Here is a 24,039-nt window from a genome sequence, read left to right on the forward strand (position 1 = left end):
GCTATTTCCCTACCGTCTTTATCGCCTTTGCCAATTGCTCGGCAGGACTTAAAGCTCTCAAATTGGGAATTATCTCCATAAACTCACTAAATGAACAGTTAATAAAGTGTACATCGTAACCTTGATCCGCCAGCTGAGCTAGTTCTAACCAATATTGGCTAGATCCTATAGCGTCATTATTTTCAATATGCTCCTTCGCCTTAAAGTCAGCAATTATTAGCTTTAAGCTCGGGTTGGACTTTATTGCAGAAAGAACCGGCTCCGATAAATGATCGTCGTTAAATCCAAATCCCGACATCAATAGGCAATTGTTTGGTAGTCGAAGCGCTTCAATGAATCTAGAAAATAGCTCAAGGTGTGGTTGCATGAAAGCTTGCTGATACTTTCCTTTTGCTGGATATATTAATGCCACATTCTCAGGTTCGGGGGACGCGGTTTCACGAATGTTTTTCTCTTCGCGATTCCAACTAACGGATCCATGTAGTTTAAAAAGCTGAAAAATCCCTTCAACAAACTCTTGGCCATCTCCATCCCTTCGGACAACATCATAATTAAAATACTTCCCATCAAAACGTCGATTGCGGGTATAGGAAAAACCATCAACTACCATCATCCCTAGCTCTGAAGCTGCTGTCTCAAAACACATATCATAATTGGTAGTAAATACCTTTAACCGAGGGTCTCTCACACGCCTCCGAGCAAGCTTTTGAAGAAGGCCGCTGTAGCTCGAAATATTGCTATCAGGCCTATTAAGGAAAGAGGTACAGGCATTCAGTATTACTCCCTTCACATTACGCACAAAATCTTCAATTGTTGAGTCACTTTGGAACTGAAGGTACGAATCGCATTGGGACAAAAAATGTTCAATATTTGGGTTGTCGCGTTCTTCATAATGAACCTGCCTGCATACAGATTCAGCCTCCTTCGTTAGCTTTCCAAGATCTGGATCACCATCACTTGCATCTGACTTTGTGCACATGGATAGATTCCAGAGATCCCACATACTCGGCCCACCGACTTCTCCTAGAGAAGTACCACTGCCGGCAAAAAATACTAAATTGGGTAATTGCAATGCCGAAGATAGCAAGTCTTGCACGGCCCTCTTATTTTCTGCGAGAGTGTTAAGCTTCTCCTTAGGGATTTCATCAGTTGAATCCAAACCAAGAATCACCCGAAGAGAACCCTCATTCAATGGCAGCCAATTTTCCGTATTTGGCTTTCTATAAAGGAAATTCTCGTTGGCTTGCGCTGAAGGCATTGGTCGCTCCTACTGGGGTGTAATTAAGCTTTTCGACTCTATAGAAGTAAAGATGGCCTTTATGACAGATTAACAGTGGTAGATACAAAATTGCACTATAAAAGAGAGTGTAGGGAGGGTTTTATCAAATAAGCAATAAAAGCCAAAAGTGCTACAGTAAATTTGGCCTTTGAGATGCAAGCAGAGGGAATTAGAGACATGGAAATGACAGCAACCACGAGCCTTTTGGGCTACGGGGTTTTTCAATGTGGTGCTGACACCAAAAGTCGAACTCGGGACCTAATGATTAAAAGACATTAGTATGTGATTTTGATTAGTGGTTGGAAGCTATGGAGAAAGGATCAAAAGTAGCACCAGGGTAGCACAATCTCGGATATTGGTTTCTTGGAGCTCCAACTAAACCTCTGAAAGCGCCTTGGTTACTGGGCTGCGAGTGGTGGGCCCTCCGGGACTTGAACCCAGGACCTGCCGATTATGAGTCGGATGCTCTAACCAACTGAGCTAAGGGCCCCGCTGAACGCACCGGGCGGTGTGTTCGAACAGAGCCCGCATTATACCGTCCAGAGACGCCAAGTCTACCCAGGCTATTGATTCTCTTGGGGTTTTACTGGAACCCCCGGGGGGTGCTTTGGCTAGCTGCACTGGCCCTGTATTTGAATCAGGCGGGTTGGGTCTTCTGCTATGACAGTTTGCTGGGGCACGGGTGCTACGCCACCGGATTGCTGGGCTGGCGCCGGTTCCGCGGTTGGGTTAGCAGGCGTTGTTGGCTGGCTGTGCCAGATTAGGTGGTAATGGCAGTTGTTCAGTGAAACGGCCTCTCCTGCGGTCAACGTTGCCTGTTCGCCCTCTGCTTCCAGCCTTAGGCCGGGGCTGCCGGGCTGGGCTCTCAGTGTGGCGTTGCCGGGCAGGCTGGCGGGCAGCCGCAGGCGTTCTGCGAAGAACCAGGTGGGGCTAGCTGAGCCCGGGGCGGTCAGTTGCAGGGTTCTGTCTGGGCCTACCGGGCTGAAGTCGCGCTCCAGGGTGAGTGTACAGTCCGTGCAGCTGGGGGCATCGAAGGGCCAGGGCTCCAGGCTGGTTTGGCCCAGGTGTAGGCCCTCTTTGCTGATGGAAATGGCTACATCAGTTTCAGTGGGGCCGGTGATTAGACTGATTTTAGCGGCCAGCCCCGGCTCGGCCGTGGCCAGGGTGGCGCACAAAAGGCCGCCACCGAGCACCAGAGCCGGCTTCATGGTGCCACCTTGTCGTGGGAGCGGATTCGTTCGAGCAGGGCAGCCGGTGGGTTCGGCTCGGCAATGTAAGGCCGGCGGTCGGTGTTGCTTGGCCCCACGAATCTGAGAATGGCGTTGGTATTGCGCTGGCGGGTGGCGCTTCGCGAGCTGGCGCCGTAGTTGTTCCACTGACTATAACCACCAAAATCAATCACAAGGCTACCCCAGTCATCGTGGTCGCTCATGGTCGTTGCTCCAGTGACCAGAATATCGCTGAAGAGGTAAGAGGCATTCACGTCCGTCTCGGTGTCGTCGCCGTTGCAGTTGTAATCAACCGGGTCAGAGCCTGTGCGGCCCAGGCCCAGGGTTTCATCCAGGTTAGCTGGGTCGAGGTCTACGGGGCTGCCATCGGAAAAGTCCATCCGGAAGTTTGCCGGATCGCCGTAGGGGCCATCGACCAACGGGCCTTCACAGCCTCCGGCCGGTCTGTAATAGTCGAAATACCGGTCGCCTTCGTTATTGCCAATCTCCGGCAAGCCATTCAGCTGGTACAGGTAATTCATGATACTCAGGTAGTTGGGTTTGGCGTTCGCGTTGTCATCGCCGCCGTGAAGCAGGCCGAGGTTATGCCCTAGCTCGTGCATCAGGGTGCTGGCCTGGTAGTTGATCAGCGCGTTGGTTCTGGCGGGGGTGGTGCTGTCGAGGCCCCAGCTACCCAGCGAGACGATGAGGTCGTTGCCGATCACTTCGGCAATACCGGATGAACCGTCAGAGCCGTCTTCATTGCGCGAAGTACTGAACAGTACGTAATGAAAGATCGGCAGCCGCTTGTAGTCAAAATAGGCGGCTTTGTAGTCAAAGAAGCTCGCCTGGCTGCCCGTTGGGCTGAAGTCGATGCTCAGTGCATAGGGTACTTCCTGCCCGCCACCCAGATCGAAATTGGCCGGGTTTAGGCCGGGGCTTTCGTCGAACAGGTCGCCCGCGTCGATGTGCACGGCAATGTTTTTTGCGGCAAAGGCATCGATAACTTTCTGCAGGGCTTCGCGGCGGGGTTGCACCCCTTCGTCGAATGGCAGGTTACCGTCGTCGGTCGAGTCGACGTAATCGACTTCCAGAAAGATATCGGCCCTGCCGGCCCGGGCGCCCCATTCATACAGTGGCATACCGGCAAAGGTGCTGCCAGGCTGTTCGTTGCAATCGGGAATGCCATCCTGGTCGAGGTCTTCCGTGCCGCATACGTCGTTGGGCCCGCCGACTGTCGCCCAGCTGTAGGGCGACCAGTCTGCGGCCGAATCGGTGTCGGTCAGAAAGGCATCGCGGCCGATGCTCTGGCCAAAGCTGTCGCCTGCTGTAGGCAGGGCTGCCACGGAACTGCCCGTCCAGGCGTCTGCTTCGCTGGGGGTGGGGGCAGACCCGAAGCTGACGTAGTCGATGGTTGCGCCATCGCTCAGGCGGTTAATTTCCAGAAACCCGTTGCCGTTCCAATGGGGCCGCCATTGTTCGTCGTCGAGGTGGATAACCTGGGCGGTGTCTTCCGACTCTGAAATCGAATAACTGCTTTGCGCCCGCACCACCAGGTATTGGCCCGGGGCAATTTGCGCATTGGGGAACGCAAAGGTACGGCTCGCCTCAGTGGCCCAACCGTTCACAACATCGACACCTGGGCTGCGCAGTTCATAATCGGCCAGGTTCAAGGGGGTAGAACCGGCGTTATAGAGTTCGAACCAGCGCATGATGTTCACATTGGGGGAAGCGCCCACTTCAGAGATGAACAACGCCTGTGGAGCGGTCTTGAAGGTTGAGGCGTCTTCTTCTATTGGGATGCCGAAAACGGAAGCAACTGCGTCTGTTATACGCCAACTGTATTCGGTATCGGGTTCCAGTGATGTAGCCAGTGTGAATTCGAGGCGATTCCCCTCTTCAATGCTGTGGCTGGCTATGCCGTGGCAGCTGGCGAAGTTATCGCTGCTGATTTGTACGCTGCCGTCGCAGATGCCGTTGTCTGTGTAACTGAGGGTGGCCGGGTCGATCGGAACATCCGAAAGGGCGCTTAAGCGGGTTTCTTCGCTGACATTCTCGGCGGCATTCCCAGGCATGAGGGTCAGAGTTGGCACGGTATCATCGGTAAATTCGAGCGTTATGGTGCGCACCTGGGATTGAAGCCCCACGTCGTCTACTTGCACGGTGAAGCTGTCGCCTGTCCAGGCATCGGAGTCAACTGGCTGGTATTCGAATTGGCCGGTGGCTGGGTCTAGCAGTTCAACGGTGCCCCGGGCCGGGTTGGTGACGATGCTCAGTTGCGGATCGCTGTCTGGGTCGTCGCTTCCGCTGAAGTCTATCGTGCCCTGAATGGTGGCCTGGTACTGAAGCACCAGGGTCTGATCATCTACCTGCGGAACAAGCGTGTCTGCACTATCCGTTGTATCTTCCGAGTTGTCGCCGTCGGGGTTAGATGCTGAGTCGGTATCCTGAGAATCGGTCGATGAGTCGTCGAAGGCACTGGATTTATCGCTGCTACAGCCAGTCAGCACACCGCCGATGAGAATGATCAAAAAAAAGGCCCGCAACGGGCTTATGCTCTTCCTGGTTTTACTGGACACACCCCAGCTCCCTTCAGTCTGTTAACGGATCATTATCCCTTTTTATAACAGACCAAACGTTGTTTGAGGTCTCAAATATGGTGTGCTTTGGTGTCACTGAGGGGCTATTACTGCGGATTTCTGACGCCTGGAGCGTGATTTCGCGTCAGAAACCCGGTCGCGGGTTCAGCCTTGGCGGGTCTCTACGGTTAGGGTTAGCCCTGCTTTCAGGGTATTGGCCACAATGCAGCCGCGCTCGGCCATGGTTACCAGTTTGGGCAGGCTTTCGATGCTGGCAGCGCCGGTTACCGTCATCGCGATGCGCTCATACACCGGGGGCGTGCCCGCCAGGGTGCCGGTAATGCTGACGTCGATGTCGCCGAGCTCAACATCCCGCGCCTGGGCAGCGGCCACCAGGTTAGACATAAAACACCCGCCGAGCGCCGCCAACAGGGCTTCGCCGCCCATGGGGCCTGCGTTTTCTCCGCCTTTTTCGGTGGGGCGGTCCATGACCATATGGTGATCGCGAATGCGGGCTTCGCTGGCGGTGGTGCCGGTTCGGGTGAGGGATACGGTGATGTCTGGCATGACAGGAAACTCCGGTTGTATTTTCCTCAGTGTAAGGCGGTTTCCTGGCTGGTGGTAGTGAAGGGGCGCTGCACTGATCGATCACTCGTCCTGGTCGGTTGGTTGGAACGCCCGGTCGAGCAAGGTGCCGATGAAGTCGCCCAGTTCATCGAAATAGGCATCGTCCATCGGTTTGCGGCTGACCGATTCGAGCACCGGCTGCAACAACAGTGGCGCGATCAGCAGGCTTTGCAGCACCAATCTGGCTTGCTCTGGCCGGTGTATCTGGCCTTTGGGCAGGGAGTGGTCGAGCTGTTGCTCTACCTGCTGAATGAGGGGGCGCAGTATGGTGTCGATCAGCCACTGGCGTTGTGAGTCTGGCGCGTAGAGGGCACTTTTAACGACCATGTGAATCAGCTCGCGGGGCGCGTAGCGGTAAAAGTACCGAAACAGATCCCCAAACGACATTTCAGGAAACCGTTTTATGTTTTCCAGCACATAGGCTTTAACCGGGTTCAGATAGCTGAGCAATACTGCGCGGTACAGCCCGCTTTTATCGCCAAAATAATAGGCAATCATCGCGGAATTCACGCCCGCTCGGTCGGCGATGCGCCGAATCGATACGCGCTGATAATCCTGATGCAAAAACAGGTGCCGGCCGGCTTCCAGTAACCGGTGGTGAGCGGTGTCTGATTCCGGGCTGGGTTGTGGTTCTTGCATAACGCTTCCCTTTTTTGGCAACTGACTGGTCACGGGCTTGCACCTCGAAATACGGGGGCTAGTCATATTGTTGTGCTAGGAGTTCGTATCAGCCACCGGGTGTGTCTATCCGGGGCCGGTGTGAACCCGTCCATGGGGCCTAGACCGCAGGATATGAATCCCTTCCATGGGATTCACCCTCTGGGCTCGCTGCGCTCGTGCTAAAACGCTCCTGGCGTTTTAGTCCATGCTGCGGACTTCCCCGGATAAACACACCCGGCACCTGATACTTAGTTAGTAGCAAACACTACACTTTGAACTAAAACAGCCACTCCACTTGCCAGAACAGTCGGTCATTGTCTTCGGCGGCTTGTAGGGCGGGTGCGTCGCCGCTGCGATAGCTTACCCAGCCCAGTTCGGAGCGCCACTGGTCGTTGATGGTCCAGTCGGCGCCGAGTCGAATGGCTTGTCCGATGTCTTCGCTCAGGCCAAAGCCGAGTATGGCCGTGGTCAGTGTCAGCCGTTCGCGGGCGGTGCTGTGTTCCAGGCCAACGGCCCAGCGGTGGCTGAACTCTTCGCCCAGGCTGGCCGCCATGCCGGGCTGATAGTCCGGAAGATACCCTGTGCTGAGTTCCAGCACCAGTCGGCTGTTCGCGGGCAGCGTCAGGTCGCCGCCCAGTGCCCAGCCCAGCCGTTCGGTGGTGCGCACCGGGTTTTGCGTTTGTGGCGGGTTGCCGCTAACCGGTGCCCAGGCCAGGCCGTCTTCGGCGGCCAGCTCGGCTTTCAGGATGGCGGGGCCCACGGGCAGGCTTAGCCCGGCGCCGAGGGTGGTTAGGCGTTCATAGTGACGCTCGATGCCGCCGGGCCTGAATTCCAGATGGCCCGAGGGGTTGTAACCGCGCCAGATAAACGCCGCGATGTCCGCATTGCGCCACAAGCCGCTCAGGCGAATGCCGCCGGAGTGGGCGCCCGGGTCTTCCCAGCCGTGGTCTGGGGTTTGGTCATCGGTTTCGGCTGCGGCCGGGTAATAGTCGCTGCCATACACCGGTCGTTCCGCCGTGCGGTTTTCGTGGGCGATAACGCCCTGTAAGGTCCAGTCGCCCAGGTAATAGCGGGCCTCTGTGAGCCAGCGCGAGAGCCGGGCTTCATCGGCATCGTACAAGCCGGGTTGTGAGAGCTGCGGCGGGTTCACCGGCTCCAATATCGACAGCACGTCGTTAAAACCCCAGGTCAGAACCTGCCGGCCGCTGGTGAGCACCCAGCCTGGCGTTGTGTAGGCGAGCCGCGCTTCGTTCAGCTCAAATTGGGTCTCGCGCTGGTCGCGGTAGGGTGTTTTCCAGTCTGCGTCTGACTTCAGCTCAAACACCCAATCCTGGCTCAGTTCGGCATCCAGCAGAATGTTTAACCGCTCGGTAGGCCGCCATTCCAGCCGGGGGTTCCAGGCCGTTACCAGGCTGGCCAGGCCGCGATGATCGGTCGCGCCCGGTGCCGGGGCACTGTGTGCCGTGGCCCACTGGCCCCGGTGGATCAGACGGTTGGCGATATACAGCTCGCTGTTTGAGGCTGGGGCGGCGGTTTCAACCTCGCTAAAGCCGCTGTCGAAGGCGTCGCCGAAGGGGTCATCTTCTGCTGCAACGCTGGCGCACAGAGCGGCCAGAACGGGCAGCCAAACACTGGGTTTCATAGGCCCTGCTCCAGGCGCTGAACGGTGAATTCAGACGCAGAGACCTCGGGGTTCAGGTTGATGTTGCTGAACGTCAGCTGGGTGCGGTGCACCGTTTGGCCGCCTTCCTGGCTGACCACCTGCATCACCAGCGGTAACCAGAATCCATCGCGTTGTTCCCACTCGGGCAGGTTCATCAGTTTGCGTTCATTGGCGTGCTCAAGTGTGTGAATGGCGCGGATGACCTGATGATTGCTTTGCTGAACATACACGACCGATTCGGTATAGCCGGTGCGGTCGACCACGCTCTGGTTGGCGGCGGTTGCGCGCACTCGCCAGACGGGCTCCTCCCCTACCCGCTCTTCACCCAGCAGTTCGTAGGTCCATTCATCGAGATTGCGCGATGACATATCGGCATAGGATAAATCGGACCCCATGAAACTGCTGCTCTGGTCGCTGCCGGCAATGCGTTTCGATTTGTTCATGCTGGGCAGGAAGAGCCACTGATCATCGCTGCGTTGCGGGTCGTCGTAATCGTGCACCAGAAAACCGGTGCCGCGCACGTCGGCCGGTTCCAGAAAAAACAGCAGGCTGCGTTCGCTGTCGTCAAAGGTTTGGCTGAGCGAACGCAAGCGACGCACACGCTGGTTGCCGTTGCGGTCGATGAGGGTCATCGCCATATCGGCCGCCATCAACTCGGGCGACGGCTGGGCGTCGACCTGCTCCATGATCTCCCTGCCGGTTTCAGCCTGGGCGGTGTTGCAGGCCAGCACCAGCATGGCCATAAGAATCGCGATGCCTGCGGTCAGGTTAGGGGGTACTTGGGTAAAGAGTCTCATCTGTTAGTCTCCTGTTTCAGGCGTGGGGCATACCAGCGCAGCAGCACCGGTGTCAGCGTGAAATTTGATAACGCGGCGAGTAAAAAAGCGGTTCCGCTGAGCAACCCAAAATGGAAAATGCTCGATACATCGCTGAACAAAAACACGTAAAACCCGACGGTTAATACCACGGCGGTGGTCAGCAAGGCGGGGCCGGCATGTTCAAAGGCGATGTCGACGGCCTGCTCTGCATCGCCGGTTTCAGCAAAGGCGGTGCGGAAGTGGTGGGCAAAGTGCACGGTGTTATCGACAGTAATGCCAATGGCCACGGTCGCGACCAGCATGGTGAACAGGTCCAACGGAATGCCGAGCACCTTCATCAGCCCCATCACCACCAGAATAGGCGCGAGGTTGGGCAACATGGCCACCGCGCCCAAACCCACCGAGCGCAGCAGGGCCATCATCATCAGCGTGATGGCAATGGCGGCCAGGCCGTAACTCCAGGCGGTGGTGGTGATGACTTCATCGAGCGTATCGCTGAGCAACGGCAGCAAACCCGCTACCCGCACCTCGGCCCAGGGCGTCAGTGCCTGGCTCAGGGTGTGTTCCGTCACGTTAACAAAGCCCTGGTATTGCAGAATGTCGGCCCAGGGCATGATCAGCGTGATCTTCATTTCGCGGTAGTCGGGGCTGACCAGGCGGCTCAGTTCATCGGCACCGCTGTTCTCGAACAGCACCAGTTCTTCGGCGAGCAAACTGGCCGAATCGGGAATGGCGTAATAGTCGGCGTCGCCGCTGTTTAGGGCCTGGTGAGTGCCTTTAATGATGTCGAGCAGGGAGTTGACGTGCCCAATGCTGACGCCGCCGGGGCGGCCTGCCTGCAGTTGAGCCAGCACCTCATCCAGCCGCTTCAGCATCTGCGGGTTTTTAAGGCCGTTTTCTTCGCCGGTGTCGATGATGACATCCATATTAATGGTGCCGCTCAACTTCGCATCGATGGTGTCGGTCGCGGCGCGGATCGGCAGCGATGCCGGCATCCAGTTCAGGGGGTCGAACGAGAACCGCAGTTGCACCGCCAGCGTTAGCGCAATCGCCACCGCCAACAGCCAGACGCCCGCCAGCCAGGCACCGCGGCGCAGGCTCAGGCCGGCGAACCCGCGCAGAATGGTTTGCACCGGCCCATGCTCTCTGGCTTGCTCCGATACGGAAGCCTGCACCATTCGTGGTGCCGACAGGGGCCAGAGCGACATCAGCGCCGGCATCAGCAACACCGTCAGCGCAAAGGCCAGCATAACTCCCAACGCCGCAAACAGGCCGAGGTTGGCAATGGGAATCAGGTCGCCACTGGCCAGTGTCGCGAGCCCGGCCGCGGTGGTCAGCGAGGTCAGTAGCATCGGCAGGGCCGTGCGGCGGATCGCCAGGCGCATGGCAGCGTAACGGTCTTGCCCGGTGTTGTAGGCCCGGAAAAAATGCGTCAGCACATGAATGGCATCGCCCACGGTAATGGCGAGCAGAAAAGACGGCACCAGAATCAGCGGCATCTGCACCGTCTGGCCAGCCAGCGACAGGCTGGCGAAGGTTGCCAGAATGGCCAGCAGCACCGCTGAAAGCGGAATCACCACCGCCGAAACACGCCGGAAAAACACAATCAGCACCGTGATGATCAACGCGATGGTGAGGCCGATGAAGGTCTGCATTTCGCGCTTCATGGTGGCTTCCAGTTGCTGGTTTATCACCGGCATACCGGCCAACACGGCATCCAACCCGTCGGTGGCGGCCATTTCTGCTTCGAGCGCGGTAATCAGTTCGGACATCTTTTCGATGGGCAAAAAGGTGTTGCCTTCCTCTGCGGGGGCCGATGTTGCTGCAGATGGGCTCGCCGCAAAGGCGTCACCAAAGGCATCGTCGAACGCGGCCGCGTCGTCGCTTACCGCCTGGGGGTCGAAATCGTAGGTATAGGGTTCAATCACCAGGGTGGTGAAGGTGCGGTCGGCGTTAACCACCAGCCCTTCGAGCGCGGGCGTCGCAGCAATGCGGTCTTCAAGGGTGGCCCGGCTCAGTGTGCCCACTGGTTCAGGCACCAGGTCATCGACAGTCAGGCTATCGGCCGTACCTTCCTGATAAGGCGCGTTCAACAAACTGTCGACCCGCCGCACCCAGGGCACTTGCTGTTCAATGCGCCGGTGAAGGTCGGCCAGCCGGGTCAGGTTTTCATCGCTGAGCACGTCGGCCGCTTCTATACCGACCACGATAACGTCGTTGCGGCCATAGGTTTCCTTGACGGCGTTATAGGCTTGGCGCGCGGGTTTGCTTTCATCGATAAAGTGCTCAAGATCGGTATCGATTTGCAACTGCGGCAACTGACTGCCAAGCGCCACCATAAACAGCAACAGGCTCGCCAGCACCGGCCAGGGGTGTCGCATAACCCAGTCGGTGTAGCGTTCCAGCCAGCTTGCCAGGCGGGTTGATTGCATTTTTGAACTCCTCGTGAGCGCGTCATTAATCAGGTGATTAAACCTTAGCTCCTGAGCCTGTTGTGAAGCGACTGATCCTGTTCATCAAAGTGCATGAAATGATCAGTCGCCCACACCCGGCTGCCACCAAGGACCAGTGGTGCTCAACCCAAAAACCAGCGACAATAGCGCTATGACTCACTTTCCGATTGAACGCTTGGCCACAGGACATCCATGCTCAACCCGCTGATTACTGCCAAACGCATCCTGATCGCCGCCGCCCAGGCGCCGGACAGCGCATCGCTGATGCGTTTGATCGTGGAGCGCATTCGCACGGCCCTGAAGGTGGACGTGTGCAGCCTCTATGTGATGGATGAGCAGGGTGAACTGGTGTTAACAGCCACGCTGGGTTTGTCGGAAGAGTCCATCGGTACCACACGCATGGCGCCTGGCCAGGGCCTGGTGGGCACCATTGCCCAGCGCCAGCACCCGCTGAACCTCGATAACGCCGAACACCACCCGCGCTTTCGCTATTTCGAACAGACCGGTGAAGAGGATTTTCAGGGCTTTCTGGGGGTACCCATTATTCACCTCGGCCAGACGCTCGGCGTGCTGGTGGTGCAGGTGCAGGAGACCCGGCGCTTTACCGAGGAAGAAGAAGCCTTTCTGATTACCATGGCCGCGCACATGGCGGGCAGCCTTGCCGGCAACCTGAAGAAAGCCACGCGCCCGCTGGTGACAGATGATCACGTCCCGGTACTGCGTTTTCAGGGCATAAAAGGCGCCCCCGGCATTCAAATTGCGACCGCCTGGCTGGTGAAAGACGATGTGCGCCTCGACGACATTCCCGAGCGCGACGGCACCAGCATTGACTACGAACAGCAACGAATCGCCGAAGCCATGGCCGACACCCGGGATGAACTCGATACCGGCCTCGATCAGCTTGGCAGCAACAGCAACGACACCCTGAATTCACTGCTCGACGTCTATAAATTGTTGCTGCAAAGCCCCGAACTGAAACAGGCCATTGCCGAAGAAATTCAGTTGGGCGTCAGCGCCAGCACCGCGCTGAAACGGGCCATGCTCAGCCAGATTGCGGTATTCGAAGCCATGGACGACCCCTACCTGAAAGCCCGGGCGGAAGATTTACGGGTGCTGGGGGTACGGGTATACCGGCATTTGCACGAAGAACTCAATGAGCGCATGCAGCCGGAAAACCCGGTGATTCTGGTGGGCCGCGAGATCAACATCTCGCACTTTACCCGCATCGATCACGATAAGCTGGTGGGCATTGTCAGCCTGGAAGGCTCGGCGCTGTCACACACGGCGGTGCTGGCCAATGCGCTGGGTATTCCCGCCGTAGTGGGCATTGGCGATGAAGACCTAAGCAGCCTCGATAAAACCGAAATCATCATCGATGGCTATCGTGGCCTGGTCATCGGCCACCCGCCGGTGGCGTTGCTGAACGAGTTTCAGCGCATGGCGCGCCAGGAAAAAGCCCTGCAGGCGGATCTGTCGCATTTGAAGAGCCTGCCGGCAGAGAGCAAAGACGGGCAGCGGGTTCGGTTATACACCAACACCGGTCTGCTGGCCGACATTTCGCCGGGCCTGGAACGAGGCGCCGAGGGCATCGGCCTGTATCGCTCTGAAATTCCGTTCATGGCGCACAATACCTTCCCGACCGAGGAAGAGCAGGTGCGCATTTACCGGGGCGTACTCAGTGCCTATTCACCCAAACCGGTGGTGATGCGTACCCTCGACATCGGCGGCGACAAGGCCCTGCCCTATTTCCCGATCAAGGAGCAGAACCCCTTTCTCGGCTGGCGCGGTGTGCGCTTCACGCTCGATTACCGCAACATTCTGCTCGACCAGATTCGTGCCATGCTGATCGCGAATGTCGATAACGACAACTTGCAACTGATGATCCCGATGCTCAGTCGCGAAGACGAGCTGGAGCGGTTTCACGCCATTGTCGATGAAGCCGTTGCTCAGTTGAAGGAAGAAGGCTACCCGGTCAGTAAACCGCCAGTCGGCATTATGGTGGAGGTGCCCGCGGTACTCTGGCTGTTGCCGCGCCTGCGCGACACCATCGATTTCGTCTCGATCGGCTCCAACGACCTCACTCAGTATTTGCTGGCGGTCGATCGCAACAACCCCAAGGTAGCCTCGCTCTACAGCCACCTGCACCCGGCGGTCATCAGCGCCTTGCGCGGCCTGGTGCGCGAGTGCACGCGGCTGAATCTGCCAGTGAGCATCTGCGGGGAAATGGCGACCGACCCGGTCGCGGTGGTACTCCTGCTGGGCATGGGTGTTCGCACCCTAAGCCTCTCGGCCTTCCACCTGCCCCGCATCAAATGGCTGATTCGTTACCTTCACATAAGCGACTGCGTCAGCCTGCTCGACCGCGCCCAAAACTGCCGCACCGAGCAAGACCTGCGCGACATGATCAACGACCATATCCGCGAGCTTGGCTTGGGTGCCTTAATACAATAGGTGGCTGCAGTCCGCGTCGGACACCGGTAGTACCTCGAAGGGGTCGTCGTGAATCCGTCCATGGAGCCTAGGCCGCAACATCCATGTTGCGGACTCCCCCTTCGAGGCACTACCGGTATCCAACGCTGGTTTCTAGTATGCACTTCATGTAATTCAACTTAGATACTGACTTGGCGAAACTGATAGCGCCAGGTGGCAGAGGTGCTCCTGCGGGGGTATCTGAGGCATGGATGCCGAAGTTAAGCCAACATGGATGTTTTCACGGCGCCCCCGCAGGAGCATCTCTGCTACCTGGCGCGAGCTCATGCCACCAAAACCAACCGCGAACTCCGAAACTTGAGCTAATGGCTGAGCTACAAAACCACCCACACAAGTAAATGCAAAATCACGCCTGCAAAAATACCCGCAATGACGTCGTCTATCATGATGCCCAGCCCGCCTTCAACGCGCCGGTCTAGCCAGCCGATGGGCCAGGGTTTGATGATGTCGAATATCCGGAACAGGATGAACCCCAGTACGACCGTCCATAGGCTGACCGGTACGGCGATCATTGTGATCCAGAAACCGACGAATTCATCCCAGACGATGCCGCCGTGGTCGTGAACGCCCATGTCTCGGGATACCCGATCGCAGAGGTAACAGCCCAGAATAAATGACGCCACCACCACGACCAGGTAGAGCCAGAGTGGCAATAGGGAAAGCAGCAGGAACAGGGGAATGGCCGCCAGGGTGCCGAAGGTGCCGGGCGCTTTGGGCGCGGCGCCACTGCCCAGGCCGAAGGCTAGAAAATGCGTCCAGTGGTTATGCCAGCGGCGGGCACTCGGTTCAATCATCCGTTACATCCTGTTGAAAAGCGGTCGGGTCAGAAGTGTTGAAAGCCTGTCTCACTCAGGGCGAGAGCCTCGCCATTATGCCGAATCAGCGCCTGGCCGTCGCCTGTCTGTGCCTGGCCGATTCGGGTCAGCGGCACATTGAGTGTTGCAGCCAGGGCCGCAATGGCCTCGCGCTGACCAGGGGCGGCGGTAAAGGCCAGTTCGTAGTCGTCGCCGCCGGTCAGTATCCAAGACAACACTTCGTCTTCGGGATAACCCCGGAAGCTGGGGGCTTGCGGCAGTTTATCGGTATCGATCAGCAGAGCCAGACCGCTGGCTTTGGCCAGGTGCCCGCAGTCGGCGGCCAGGCCATCCGAGACATCGATGGCTGCGCTGGCCAGGCCGACTAACCGTTGCCCCAGTTCAAGGCGTGGTTCGGGCGACCAGTAGGCCGCCAGCCAGTCGGCGGGCGCCGATGCCCGGGCCGGGTTGAGCACCGCTGGCAAGGCGGCAGCCGCACGCCCGGGGAAACCCGAGACCCAGAGGTCGTCGTTCGGTTGTACACCATTGCGCCGCAGCGGCGCATCGACCAGGCCGTGCATTTGCAGGCTGATCACCCGGGCCGGACCCGAGGTGGTATCGCCCCCGGCCAGCACCAGACCATAGTGCTCGCTGAGTTCACGCAAACGACCGGCGAATGCTTCGAGCCAGGTGTGGTCAATCGGGCTGGGCAAGGTGAGGGCGAGTGTAAAGAACGCCGGTTCGGCGCCCATGGCGGCCAGGTCGCTGAGCGCGGGCAGAAAGGCTCGCTGGGCGGCCTGGGTGCCGGTCGCTGCTTCGGGAAAGTGCCGTCCGGCGACGGCGGTATCGATCGACATCACCGTTGGTCGGCGCGGGTGCCAGATCAGGCAATCATCGCCCTGCCCCAGTACCAGGTCCGGATGAGCGCCGCGCCAGCCGCGAAAATAATGCTCTATGAGCTCGAATTCGTTCATGGCGGGAGTGTGGCGTTGCGGCCCGGGAAAGGCAAGATGCGGCCGGGCACGCGTTGGCCGGTTCAGGGCGAACGGATCTGACTCTGTGGTTTGCGCCTTTCATCTTATTATATTATATTACATATCAAGCTAGCTGGTGATTGGTAAGCACCTTGTCTGCGAGCGGTTTCAGCAAACAGACGGTCATGCCCAATCGGATTAGCTTACTCAAACAACAATAAACCAGGCGCTGAGGAACAGACCGGTACTCAACCGGCTTAATCCCCATTGCCTAGGGAGACAACAATGAAAAACCCTACCACCGCGCTCGCGGCCGCAGTCATGTCCTGTTCAATTGCCTTCTCTGGCATCGCCATTGCTGAAACGGTTGGCATCTCCATGCCCACCAAGTCTTCGGCTCGCTGGATTTCCGATGGTGAAAGCATGGTGGCGCAGTTTGAAGAAGCCGGTTACGACACTGAACTGCAATACGCCGAAGACGATATTCCCACCCAGCTGTCACAAATCGAAAACATGATTGTGAAAGGTGTGGACGTATTGGTGATTGCCTCTATTGATGGCACCACGTTGTCGTCTGCGCTCGACCAGGCCGCCAGCATGGGCATTGAAGTAGTCGCCTACGACCGCCTGATTCGGGGCTCCGAACATGTCGATTACTACGCCACCTTCGATAACTTCCAGGTCGGTGTGCTGCAGGCGGGCTACATCGAACAAGCCCTCGGTCTGGAAAACGGCGATGGCCCGTTCAACATCGAACTGTTTGGTGGTTCACCGGACGATAACAACGCTTACTTCTTCTACAACGGCGCCATGTCGGTTCTGCAGCCTTACATCGATAACGGCCAGCTCGTCGTGCAAAGCGGCCAGACCGGTATGGATACCGTCTCTACCCTGCGCTGGGATGGTTCGGTCGCCCAGGCCCGTATGGATAACCTGCTGAGTGCCTACTACTCCGATGAAGAAGTCGATGCGGTACTGTCGCCGTACGATGGCCTGAGCATTGGCATCATCTCTTCGCTGAAAGGCGTGGGTTACGGTTCTGATGATTTGCCCATGCCAGTCATTACCGGACAGGATGCGGAAGTCCCGTCCGTAAAATCCATTCTTGCCGGTGAACAAACCATGACGGTGTTCAAAGACACCCGCGAACTGGCCCGCGTGACCGTTGGTATGGTCGACTCCCTGTTCGAGGGCAGCGACCCGGAAATCAACGACACCTCAACCTACGACAATGGCATTAAAGTTGTGCCTTCCTACCTGCTGAAACCCGTCAGTGTGGATGCTTCCAATTGGGAAAGCGTTCTGATCGACAGCGGTTACTACGACATGGACGACATCCGCTAAGCGGGCTTTCCCGACCATCGACGCACCTTGCAGGGCGTGAGCCTTGCCGCAGTGACCGGGCCCTTTGTGCCGGGTCACTGCGGGTCGCGTCTGTTTTCGATTAACGCAGTTACGACGAGGGCACTCTGTGGATACCATCCTCGAAATGCGCCACATCACCAAGACCTTTCCGGGTGTGAAGGCGTTGGACGACGTCAGCATTCAGGTCAGGGATGGCGAGATTCACGCCTTGGTTGGCGAGAACGGCGCCGGTAAATCGACGCTGATGAAAGTCGTAAGCGGAGTGTATCCGCACGGTACTTACGACGGCGACATTCTGTTTCAGGGCGAAAAACGCGAGTTTAAAAACATTTCCGACAGCGAATCGCTCGGCATCATTATTATTCACCAGGAGCTGGCACTGGTGCCGCTGCTGTCGATCGCCGAAAACATTTATCTCGGCAACGAACAAACCGCCAACGGCATTATTGACTGGCCAAGAACCTTTTCACAAACCGAAGGCCTGCTGGCCAAAGTGGGCCTCACCGAACCACCCGGCACGCTGGTGGGCAACATCGGGGTGGGTAAACAGCAGTTGGTGGAGATCGCCAAGGCGCTGTCGAAAGACGTTAAACTGCTGATACTGGATGAACCCACCGCGAGTCTGAACGAAAAAGAAAGTGATGCCCTGCTCGACTTATTGCTCGAGTTCAAACGCAACGGCATTACCTCCATTCTGATTTCCCACAAGCTCAACGAGATTCGAAAGGTAGCCGATACCGTCACCGTGATTCGCGATGGCGCTGCCGTCAGCCGACTCGATTGCTCGCAAGAGCCGATCAGTGAAAACCGCATCGTCGCCGATATGGTCGGCCGCGATCTGTCGGACCGTTTTCCGCCGCGAACACCCGACATCGGCGAGGTGATCTTCACCATTCGCAACTGGAACGTTTACCACCCGCAGCATGCCGACCGGCAGATGATCAGGAACGTCAGCCTTGATGTTCGGGCCGGAGAAATCGTCGGCATTGCCGGGTTGATGGGCTCTGGCCGCACCGAACTGGCCATGAGTATTTTCGGCCGAACCTATGGCCAGAAAATATCCGGACAAGCTTGTCTGCGCGGGAAAGAAGTCGACCTTGGCACCGTGCAAAAGGCGGTTAACTGCGGCCTGGCCTACGCAACGGAAGATCGCAAAACCTATGGCCTGGTGCTCGACGACACCATCTCGCGCAACATCTCAATGGCCAACCTGAGCGGCGTCAGCAAAGGCTTCATTATGGACGACAACCATGAACAGGCCGTCGCGGAAGACTACCGCCGAAAGATCAACATCAAAAGCCCCGATGTGAATCAGAAAACCGTCAACCTTTCTGGCGGCAACCAGCAAAAAGTGGTGCTGTCGAAGTGGTTGTTCACCGACCCCGATGTGCTGATTCTCGATGAGCCGACACGGGGTATTGATGTCGGGGCCAAATACGAAATCTACAACATCATCAACGAACTGGCTGCGCAGCAAAAAGCCATCATCGTCATCTCATCGGAAATGCCGGAACTGCTCGGCATCAGCGACCGGATATACGTTATGAACGAAGGTGAGCTGGTGGGCGAGATGCCAAAGGCAGACGCTTCGCAAGAAGCGATCATGACCATGATCATTCAATCCGGGAGACACTAACATGTCGACACAAGCTACCTCCGTCGATAAACCCCAACACAGCACCGCTTCCATGGGCGGTTTTTTCAAAACCCATGTGCGCGAATACGGCATTCTTATTGCCCTGGTCGTCATTATGGGGCTGTTTCAATTTCTGACCGACGGCATTCTGATGAAGCCGATCAACCTGACCAACCTCTTTCTGCAGAACAGCTACATCATCATCATGGCGCTGGGCATGCTGATGGTGATTGTCTGTGGTCACATCGACCTTTCGGTGGGGTCCGTACTCGGGTTTATTGGCGCCCTGGCGGCGGTGATGATGGTCAACTACGACATCAGCTACCCGGTGACCTTTATTGTCTGCCTGATGGCCGGCACCCTGATCGGTGCTGCCCAGGGTTACTGGGTCGCCTACTATCGCATTCCTGCGTTTATCGTCACCCTGGCCGGCATGCTGGTGTTCAAGGGGTTGACGTTGTGGCTGTTGAACGGGCAATCGGTAGGGCCCTTCCCGGATCAGTTTCAGAAGCTGAGCACCGGCTTTCTGCCCGACCTGTTTCCCTCCAGCGATTTTCATGTGACGTCAATGCTGCTGGGTACGGCGACAGCGACCTTACTGGTCTATTTCAATCTTCGCACTCGCCAGAAACAGGCGAGCTACGGTTCAACACTGGAACCGGTGCTGTTCTTCGTGGCACGCAACGCCCTGATCACGCTGGCCATTCTGTACATCACTTACCTGCTGTCTACCTATAAAGGGGCGCCCAATGTGTTGATTCTGATGGCGCTGCTGATTTCCGTTTATACCTTTGTGACCCAGCGCACGACCTTTGGTCGCCGGATTTACGCCATCGGTGGTAACGAGAAAGCGGCCATGCTCTCGGGCATTAACACCCAACGTCTCACCTTTCTGACCTTCGCCAACATGGGCATGCTCGCGGCGTTGGCCGGCATGGTGTTCGCCGCCCGGCTGAACATGGCCACTCCCAAGGCGGGGCTGGCTTTCGAGCTCGACGTTATTGCCGCTGTGTTTATCGGTGGCGCTTCGATGCGCGGTGGCTCGGGCAAGATCATCGGCGCCGTCATCGGCGCTCTGATCATGGGTGTGATGAACAACGGCATGTCGATTATGGGTGTCGGTATCGACTGGCAGCAGGTGATTAAAGGTCTGGTTCTGCTCGCGGCGGTTATTTTCGATGTTTACAACAAGAACAAGGCCGGTTAGCCGGCCCTTTAGGGCTGTTCGCGAGTGACACGGGTTGACAGAGAACCCGGATAATTGAACTATTATACTAATGTATTACAAATAAGGTTTCCTGATGACTCGTCGTAACGATAATGACAAGAAAAACAGCGATGCGGGCGGAACCCGGCTGCGTTCGGCAGAATGGTTCGGAACCCGTGACAAAAACGGTTTCATGTACCGCAGCTGGATGAAAAACCAGGGCATTCCCGACCACCACTTTGAAGGCAAGCCGGTCATCGGCATCTGCAACACCTGGTCGGAGTTAACGCCCTGTAACGCCCACTTTCGCACCATCGCCGAGCGCGTAAAAAACGGCATCCGCGAGGCGGGCGGCATACCGGTCGAGTTCCCGGTGTTCTCCAATGGCGAATCCAATCTGCGACCTACGGCGATGTTGACGCGTAACCTGGCGTCCATGGACACCGAAGAGGCGATTCGCGGCAACCCAATCGATGGCGTCGTGCTGCTGGTCGGGTGTGACAAGACCACGCCGGCGCTGTTGATGGGCGCCGCCAGTTGTGACCTGCCGACCATTGTCGTCACTGGCGGCCCGATGCTGAACGGCAAGCACCAGGGCAAAGACGTCGGCTCCGGCACGCTGGTCTGGCGTCTGCATGAAGAGTACAAGGCAGGCAAGATCAGCCTGCATGAATTTCTCGATGCCGAAGCCGGCATGTCCCGCTCGGCCGGTACCTGCAACACCATGGGCACCGCCTCCACCATGGCCTGCATGGCGGAATCACTCGGCACCAGCCTGCCGCACAATGCGGCCATTCCGGCTGTGGATTCGCGCCGCTATGTACTGGCACACATGTCTGGCATGCGCGCCGTGGAAATGGTGCATGAAGACCTGCTGCTGTCGAAAGTTCTGACCCGGGATGCTTTCATCAACGCCATTCGCACCAACGCGGCCATAGGCGGCTCCACCAATGCGGTGATTCACCTCAAGGCCATCGCTGGTCGCATTGGCGTGGATCTGAATCTGGAAGACTGGAATCACGGCCGAGGTGTACCGACCATGGTCAACCTGCAGCCTTCCGGTCAGTACCTGATGGAAGAATTCTATTACGCCGGTGGCCTGCCCGCGGTATTGCGCCAACTCGGCGAGCACGATCTGCTGAACCGGGATGCCCTTACCGTGAACGGCAAAACCCTCTGGGAAAACAACCGCGATGCCCCTTGTCATAACGACGAAGTAATACTGCCGTTCGACAAACCCCTGGTCAGCAATGGCGGCATTTGCGTGTTGCGGGGCAATCTGGCGCCGCGCGGTGCCGTTCTAAAACCATCGGCCGCAACACCGGCGCTGATGAATCATCGTGGCCGGGCTGTGGTGTTCGAGAACATTGATCACTACAAGGCGCGCATCGACGATCCGGATCTGGACATCGATGAAACCTGCGTCATGGTGCTGAAAAACTGCGGGCCAAAAGGCTACCCGGGCATGGCGGAAGTCGGCAATATGGGGCTGCCCCCAAAGTTGCTGAAAAAAGGCATCACCGACATGGTCCGCATTTCCGATGCACGCATGAGCGGCACCGCCTTCGGCACCGTGGTATTGCACGTTGCACCCGAAGCCATGGACATGGGTCCATTGGCGGCGGTGGAGGATGGCGACATGATCCGGCTCGATGCCGAAAACGGCCTGCTCGAACTGGAAGTATCCGATGCCGAGCTGAACAGCCGGCTGACCGCTCTGCAAACAGATCAGGTAATCGCCCGCACCGGCGGCTACCAGGAACTGTATCGCGACCGGGTATTGCAAGCCGACGAAGGCTGCGATTTCGATTTTCTGGTGGGCTGCCGCGGCGCCGCCGTACCGCGCCACTCACACTGATCCGGTTTAACGGGAGACACTATGAACCTGAGCAATACATACCCCAGCCTGGCGGGCAAGGTGGTCTTCATTACCGGCGGTGGTTCCGGCATTGGTGCCAGCCTCGTTGAAGCCTTTTGCCACCAGCAAGCGACGGTGGTGTTTGTCGATATTCTGGAGGAGGAATCCCGCGAGTTGGCCGACCGGGTTAACGACGGACTTGGCCGCGAAAGCGCCCACTTCTACTCCTGCGACCTGGTCGATGTCGAACGCCTGCGGGCGATCATCAGCGAGGTGCGCGACCGGTTCGGATCCATTGGCGTGCTGGTCAACAACGCCGCTCAGGACACCCGGCACGACTTCCGCGAGGTCACACCCGAATACTGGAACGAACGCATTAACATCAACTTGCGACCGCAGTTTTTTGCAGCCCAGGCCGTGTATGACCACATGAAGGAATTGGGCGGCGGTTCCATCATCAATTTCGGTTCCATGAGCTGGCATGAATGCCAGGGCAACATGACCGGCTACACCACCTCCAAGGCCGCCGTACTGGGCCTCACCCGGGGGCTGGCACGCGACATGGGGCCAGACCGGATTCGGGTAAACACCCTGACCCCGGGCTGGGTAATGACCGAACGCCAGCTCAACAACTGGGTCAATGAAGACACCAAGAAGGTGATTGACCAGAGCCAATGCATTAAGGGGTCGCTGATGCCAGAGCACATTTGCGCCATGGCCCTGTTTCTGGCCTCAGACGACAGCTATATGTGCACAGCACAGGATTTCATCGTAGACGGCGGCTGGATATAAGCCGCCCCGACATTCAATACAAAATTAAAAGGTGATTCGCATGAGCGTTACAGGCAAACAACTGATCGGCGGACAATGGCAAACCGGCACCAGCGGGAGCTACCATGCCATCAACCCGGCCACGGGTGAAAAGCTTGCTCCGGAGCTGAGCTTCGCCAGCGAAGAACAGCTCAGAACAACCACGGCAGCAGCCGCTGCGGCTGCGCCTGTTTTTGCAGCAACCAGCCCCGAGCAGCGCAGTCGCTTTCTGGAAACCTGTGCCGATGAAATCATGGCGCTCGGTGACGAACTGCTCGACCGTGTATCTGCCGAAACCGGCTACCCCCGCGCCCGCGCCGAAGGTGAACGCGGCCGTACTTGCGGCCAGTTACGGATGTTCGCCAAACACCTTGTTAAAGGCGATTACCTCGATGCCCGTATCGACACCGCCCTGCCCGACCGCCAGCCCATGCCGCGACCCGACATTCGGTTTTGCAAGCACCCAATCGGCCCGGTTGTTGTGTTTGGTTCATCCAATTTTCCACTGGCCTTCTCGGCCGCTGGCGGCGACACCGCGTCGGCACTGGCGGCGGGTTGCCCGGTGATTGTGAAAAGCCACAACTCGCACCCCGGCAGCGGTGAACTGGTTGCCCAGGCACTGGCCCGTGCTGCGAAGCAATGCGATATGCCAGCCGGTGTTATCAGTTTTCTGGCCGGTAATCGCAATGAAATCGGCGTCAACCTGGTGACCGCACCCGAAGTAAAAGCCGTCGGCTTTACCGGCTCAACCCGTGGTGGCATGGCACTGTACAAACTGGCCAGCAATCGCCCGGACCCGATTCCCTTTTTCGGGGAAATGGGCAGTATCAACCCGCTCGTGGTTCTACCCGAGGTACTTAAAACATCGGCTGCAGACATCGCCGAAGGGTTTGTCGGTTCACTGACGCTGGGCACCGGCCAATTCTGCGTAAACCCTGGCCTGGTTCTCGGCCTCAAGGGCCCTGAATTAGACAATTTTATGGAAGCAACGGGTGCCGCACTGGCCGACAAACCGGCTGGCGTGATGCTGAACCAGGCTGTCGCCGAAGGGTATGCCTCGGGTGCTGCTCATTTGTCCGACCAACCCGGCGTCCGTCAGGTCTCTACCGGTAAAGCTCAGGAAAACGACACCGGATTTTGTGGCCAGGCTTATCTGTACGCGGTCAATGCCGGGGATTTCATCACCAACCCGGCCTTGCAGGAAGAAGTGTTTGGCCCCTGCTCCCTGGTGATTGAATGCCGCGACACCGACGAACTCAGCAAGGTCATCAGTAGCCTGTCCGGACAGTTGACCGGCACGCTGCACGGTACCGAAGCCGAGCTGAGCCAGGCAACAGAACTGGTCCGATTACTGGAACAACGAGTCGGCCGGGTCGTGTTCAACAACTTCCCGACCGGGGTGGAAGTGACGGATGCCATGATGCATGGCGGCCCCTTCCCGGCTGCAACCGACAGCCGTTTTACGTCAGTCGGTACCGCCGCCATCGACCGCTTTATACGTCCGGTCTGCTATCAGAACAGTCCGCAAGACCTGTTGCCGCCCGCACTGCGTAACGACAACCCCTGGGGGCTGAGACGCCTGGTTAACGGTGAATGGCAGGACGGCCAGATCTAGGAG

The 24,039-nt window shown here is 57.7% G+C and carries 17 protein-coding genes and 1 tRNA gene; 7 read left to right on the plus strand and 11 right to left on the minus strand.

All coding sequences use genetic code 11. The features are described 5' to 3' along the window. Nucleotide 1: 1 nt before the first annotated feature. The 9 genes from ACHUE7_RS19650 to ACHUE7_RS19690 form a co-directional block, all read right to left on the minus strand. Nucleotides 2-1,258: an SIR2 family protein gene (locus ACHUE7_RS19650; RefSeq protein ID WP_394171576.1), complete on the minus strand. Its 1,257-nt coding sequence runs from the start codon at nucleotides 1,256-1,258 to the stop codon at nucleotides 2-4. Between the two features lie 434 nt (nucleotides 1,259-1,692). Continuing rightward, nucleotides 1,693-1,769, minus strand: a tRNA-Ile gene (locus ACHUE7_RS19655). A 121-nt stretch (nucleotides 1,770-1,890) separates the two neighbouring features. Further along, a complete protein-coding gene (locus ACHUE7_RS19660; protein WP_394171577.1) occupies nucleotides 1,891-2,487 on the minus strand; it encodes a hypothetical protein in 597 nt (198 codons plus the stop codon). Beyond that, nucleotides 2,484-5,018 (minus strand): lamin tail domain-containing protein, encoded by a 2,535-nt coding sequence (locus tag ACHUE7_RS19665; protein ID WP_394171578.1) that lies wholly within the window; start codon nucleotides 5,016-5,018, stop codon nucleotides 2,484-2,486. Before ACHUE7_RS19665 ends, ACHUE7_RS19660 begins: the two co-directional genes overlap by 4 nt. Nucleotides 5,019-5,231: 213 nt before the next feature. Further along, nucleotides 5,232-5,633, minus strand: a complete 402-nt coding sequence (locus ACHUE7_RS19670) for an OsmC family protein (protein WP_394171579.1) — start codon at nucleotides 5,631-5,633, stop codon at nucleotides 5,232-5,234. An 81-nt stretch (nucleotides 5,634-5,714) separates the two neighbouring features. After that, entirely contained in the window at nucleotides 5,715-6,332 is a 618-nt protein-coding gene (locus ACHUE7_RS19675; protein ID WP_394171580.1) for a TetR/AcrR family transcriptional regulator, read from the minus strand. A gap of 298 nt (nucleotides 6,333-6,630) precedes the next feature. Continuing rightward, nucleotides 6,631-7,995: a hypothetical protein gene (locus ACHUE7_RS19680; protein WP_394171581.1), complete on the minus strand. Its 1,365-nt coding sequence runs from the start codon at nucleotides 7,993-7,995 to the stop codon at nucleotides 6,631-6,633. Continuing rightward, complete coding sequence (locus tag ACHUE7_RS19685) at nucleotides 7,992-8,813, minus strand: outer membrane lipoprotein-sorting protein (protein WP_394171582.1); 822 nt, start codon at nucleotides 8,811-8,813, stop codon at nucleotides 7,992-7,994. Before ACHUE7_RS19685 ends, ACHUE7_RS19680 begins: the two co-directional genes overlap by 4 nt. After that, complete coding sequence (locus ACHUE7_RS19690) at nucleotides 8,810-11,266, minus strand: efflux RND transporter permease subunit (protein ID WP_394171583.1); 2,457 nt, start codon at nucleotides 11,264-11,266, stop codon at nucleotides 8,810-8,812. Before ACHUE7_RS19690 ends, ACHUE7_RS19685 begins: the two co-directional genes overlap by 4 nt. A gap of 213 nt (nucleotides 11,267-11,479) precedes the next feature. On the opposite strand from ACHUE7_RS19690, the gene ptsP reads away from it, so the two are divergent. Continuing rightward, nucleotides 11,480-13,738: a phosphoenolpyruvate--protein phosphotransferase gene (ptsP, locus tag ACHUE7_RS19695; RefSeq protein WP_394171584.1), complete on the plus strand. Its 2,259-nt coding sequence runs from the start codon at nucleotides 11,480-11,482 to the stop codon at nucleotides 13,736-13,738. Nucleotides 13,739-14,091: 353 nt separating this feature from the next. Here ptsP and ACHUE7_RS19700 read toward each other — a convergent pair whose 3' ends face one another. Together ACHUE7_RS19700 and thiL are read right to left on the minus strand one after the other, a co-directional pair. Further along, entirely contained in the window at nucleotides 14,092-14,571 is a 480-nt protein-coding gene (locus ACHUE7_RS19700; RefSeq protein ID WP_394171585.1) for a phosphatidylglycerophosphatase A family protein, read from the minus strand. A gap of 29 nt (nucleotides 14,572-14,600) precedes the next feature. Continuing rightward, nucleotides 14,601-15,545, minus strand: coding sequence for a thiamine-phosphate kinase (gene thiL, locus ACHUE7_RS19705; RefSeq protein WP_394171586.1), 945 nt, complete (start codon nucleotides 15,543-15,545; stop codon nucleotides 14,601-14,603). Between the two features lie 285 nt (nucleotides 15,546-15,830). Between thiL and chvE the strand changes: the two genes are divergently transcribed. The 6 genes from chvE to ACHUE7_RS19735 all read left to right on the plus strand — a co-directional run bounded on the left by chvE (nucleotide 15,831) and on the right by ACHUE7_RS19735 (nucleotide 24,036). Next, entirely contained in the window at nucleotides 15,831-16,889 is a 1,059-nt protein-coding gene (gene chvE, locus ACHUE7_RS19710; RefSeq protein WP_127559889.1) for a multiple monosaccharide ABC transporter substrate-binding protein, read from the plus strand. Between the two features lie 127 nt (nucleotides 16,890-17,016). Continuing rightward, a complete protein-coding gene (gene mmsA / locus ACHUE7_RS19715) occupies nucleotides 17,017-18,546 on the plus strand; it encodes a multiple monosaccharide ABC transporter ATP-binding protein (RefSeq protein ID WP_394171587.1) in 1,530 nt (509 codons plus the stop codon). A gap of 1 nt (nucleotide 18,547) precedes the next feature. Beyond that, a complete protein-coding gene (gene mmsB, locus ACHUE7_RS19720; protein ID WP_394171588.1) occupies nucleotides 18,548-19,753 on the plus strand; it encodes a multiple monosaccharide ABC transporter permease in 1,206 nt (401 codons plus the stop codon). 94 nt (nucleotides 19,754-19,847) lie between these two features. After that, nucleotides 19,848-21,611, plus strand: a complete 1,764-nt coding sequence (locus tag ACHUE7_RS19725) for an IlvD/Edd family dehydratase (protein WP_394171589.1) — start codon at nucleotides 19,848-19,850, stop codon at nucleotides 21,609-21,611. A 21-nt stretch (nucleotides 21,612-21,632) separates the two neighbouring features. Next, the gene (locus tag ACHUE7_RS19730; RefSeq protein WP_394171590.1) at nucleotides 21,633-22,403 is read left to right on the plus strand and encodes an SDR family NAD(P)-dependent oxidoreductase; all 771 of its coding nucleotides are present in this window, start codon (nucleotides 21,633-21,635) and stop codon (nucleotides 22,401-22,403) included. 40 nt (nucleotides 22,404-22,443) lie between these two features. Further along, on the plus strand, nucleotides 22,444-24,036 hold the full coding sequence (locus ACHUE7_RS19735; protein ID WP_394171591.1) for an aldehyde dehydrogenase (NADP(+)): 1,593 nt from the start codon (nucleotides 22,444-22,446) through the stop codon (nucleotides 24,034-24,036). Nucleotides 24,037-24,039 lie beyond the last annotated feature (3 nt).

This window comes from Saccharospirillum alexandrii (assembly GCF_043641555.1).
In the GTDB taxonomy this organism is placed as follows: domain Bacteria; phylum Pseudomonadota; class Gammaproteobacteria; order Pseudomonadales; family Natronospirillaceae; genus Saccharospirillum; species Saccharospirillum alexandrii_A.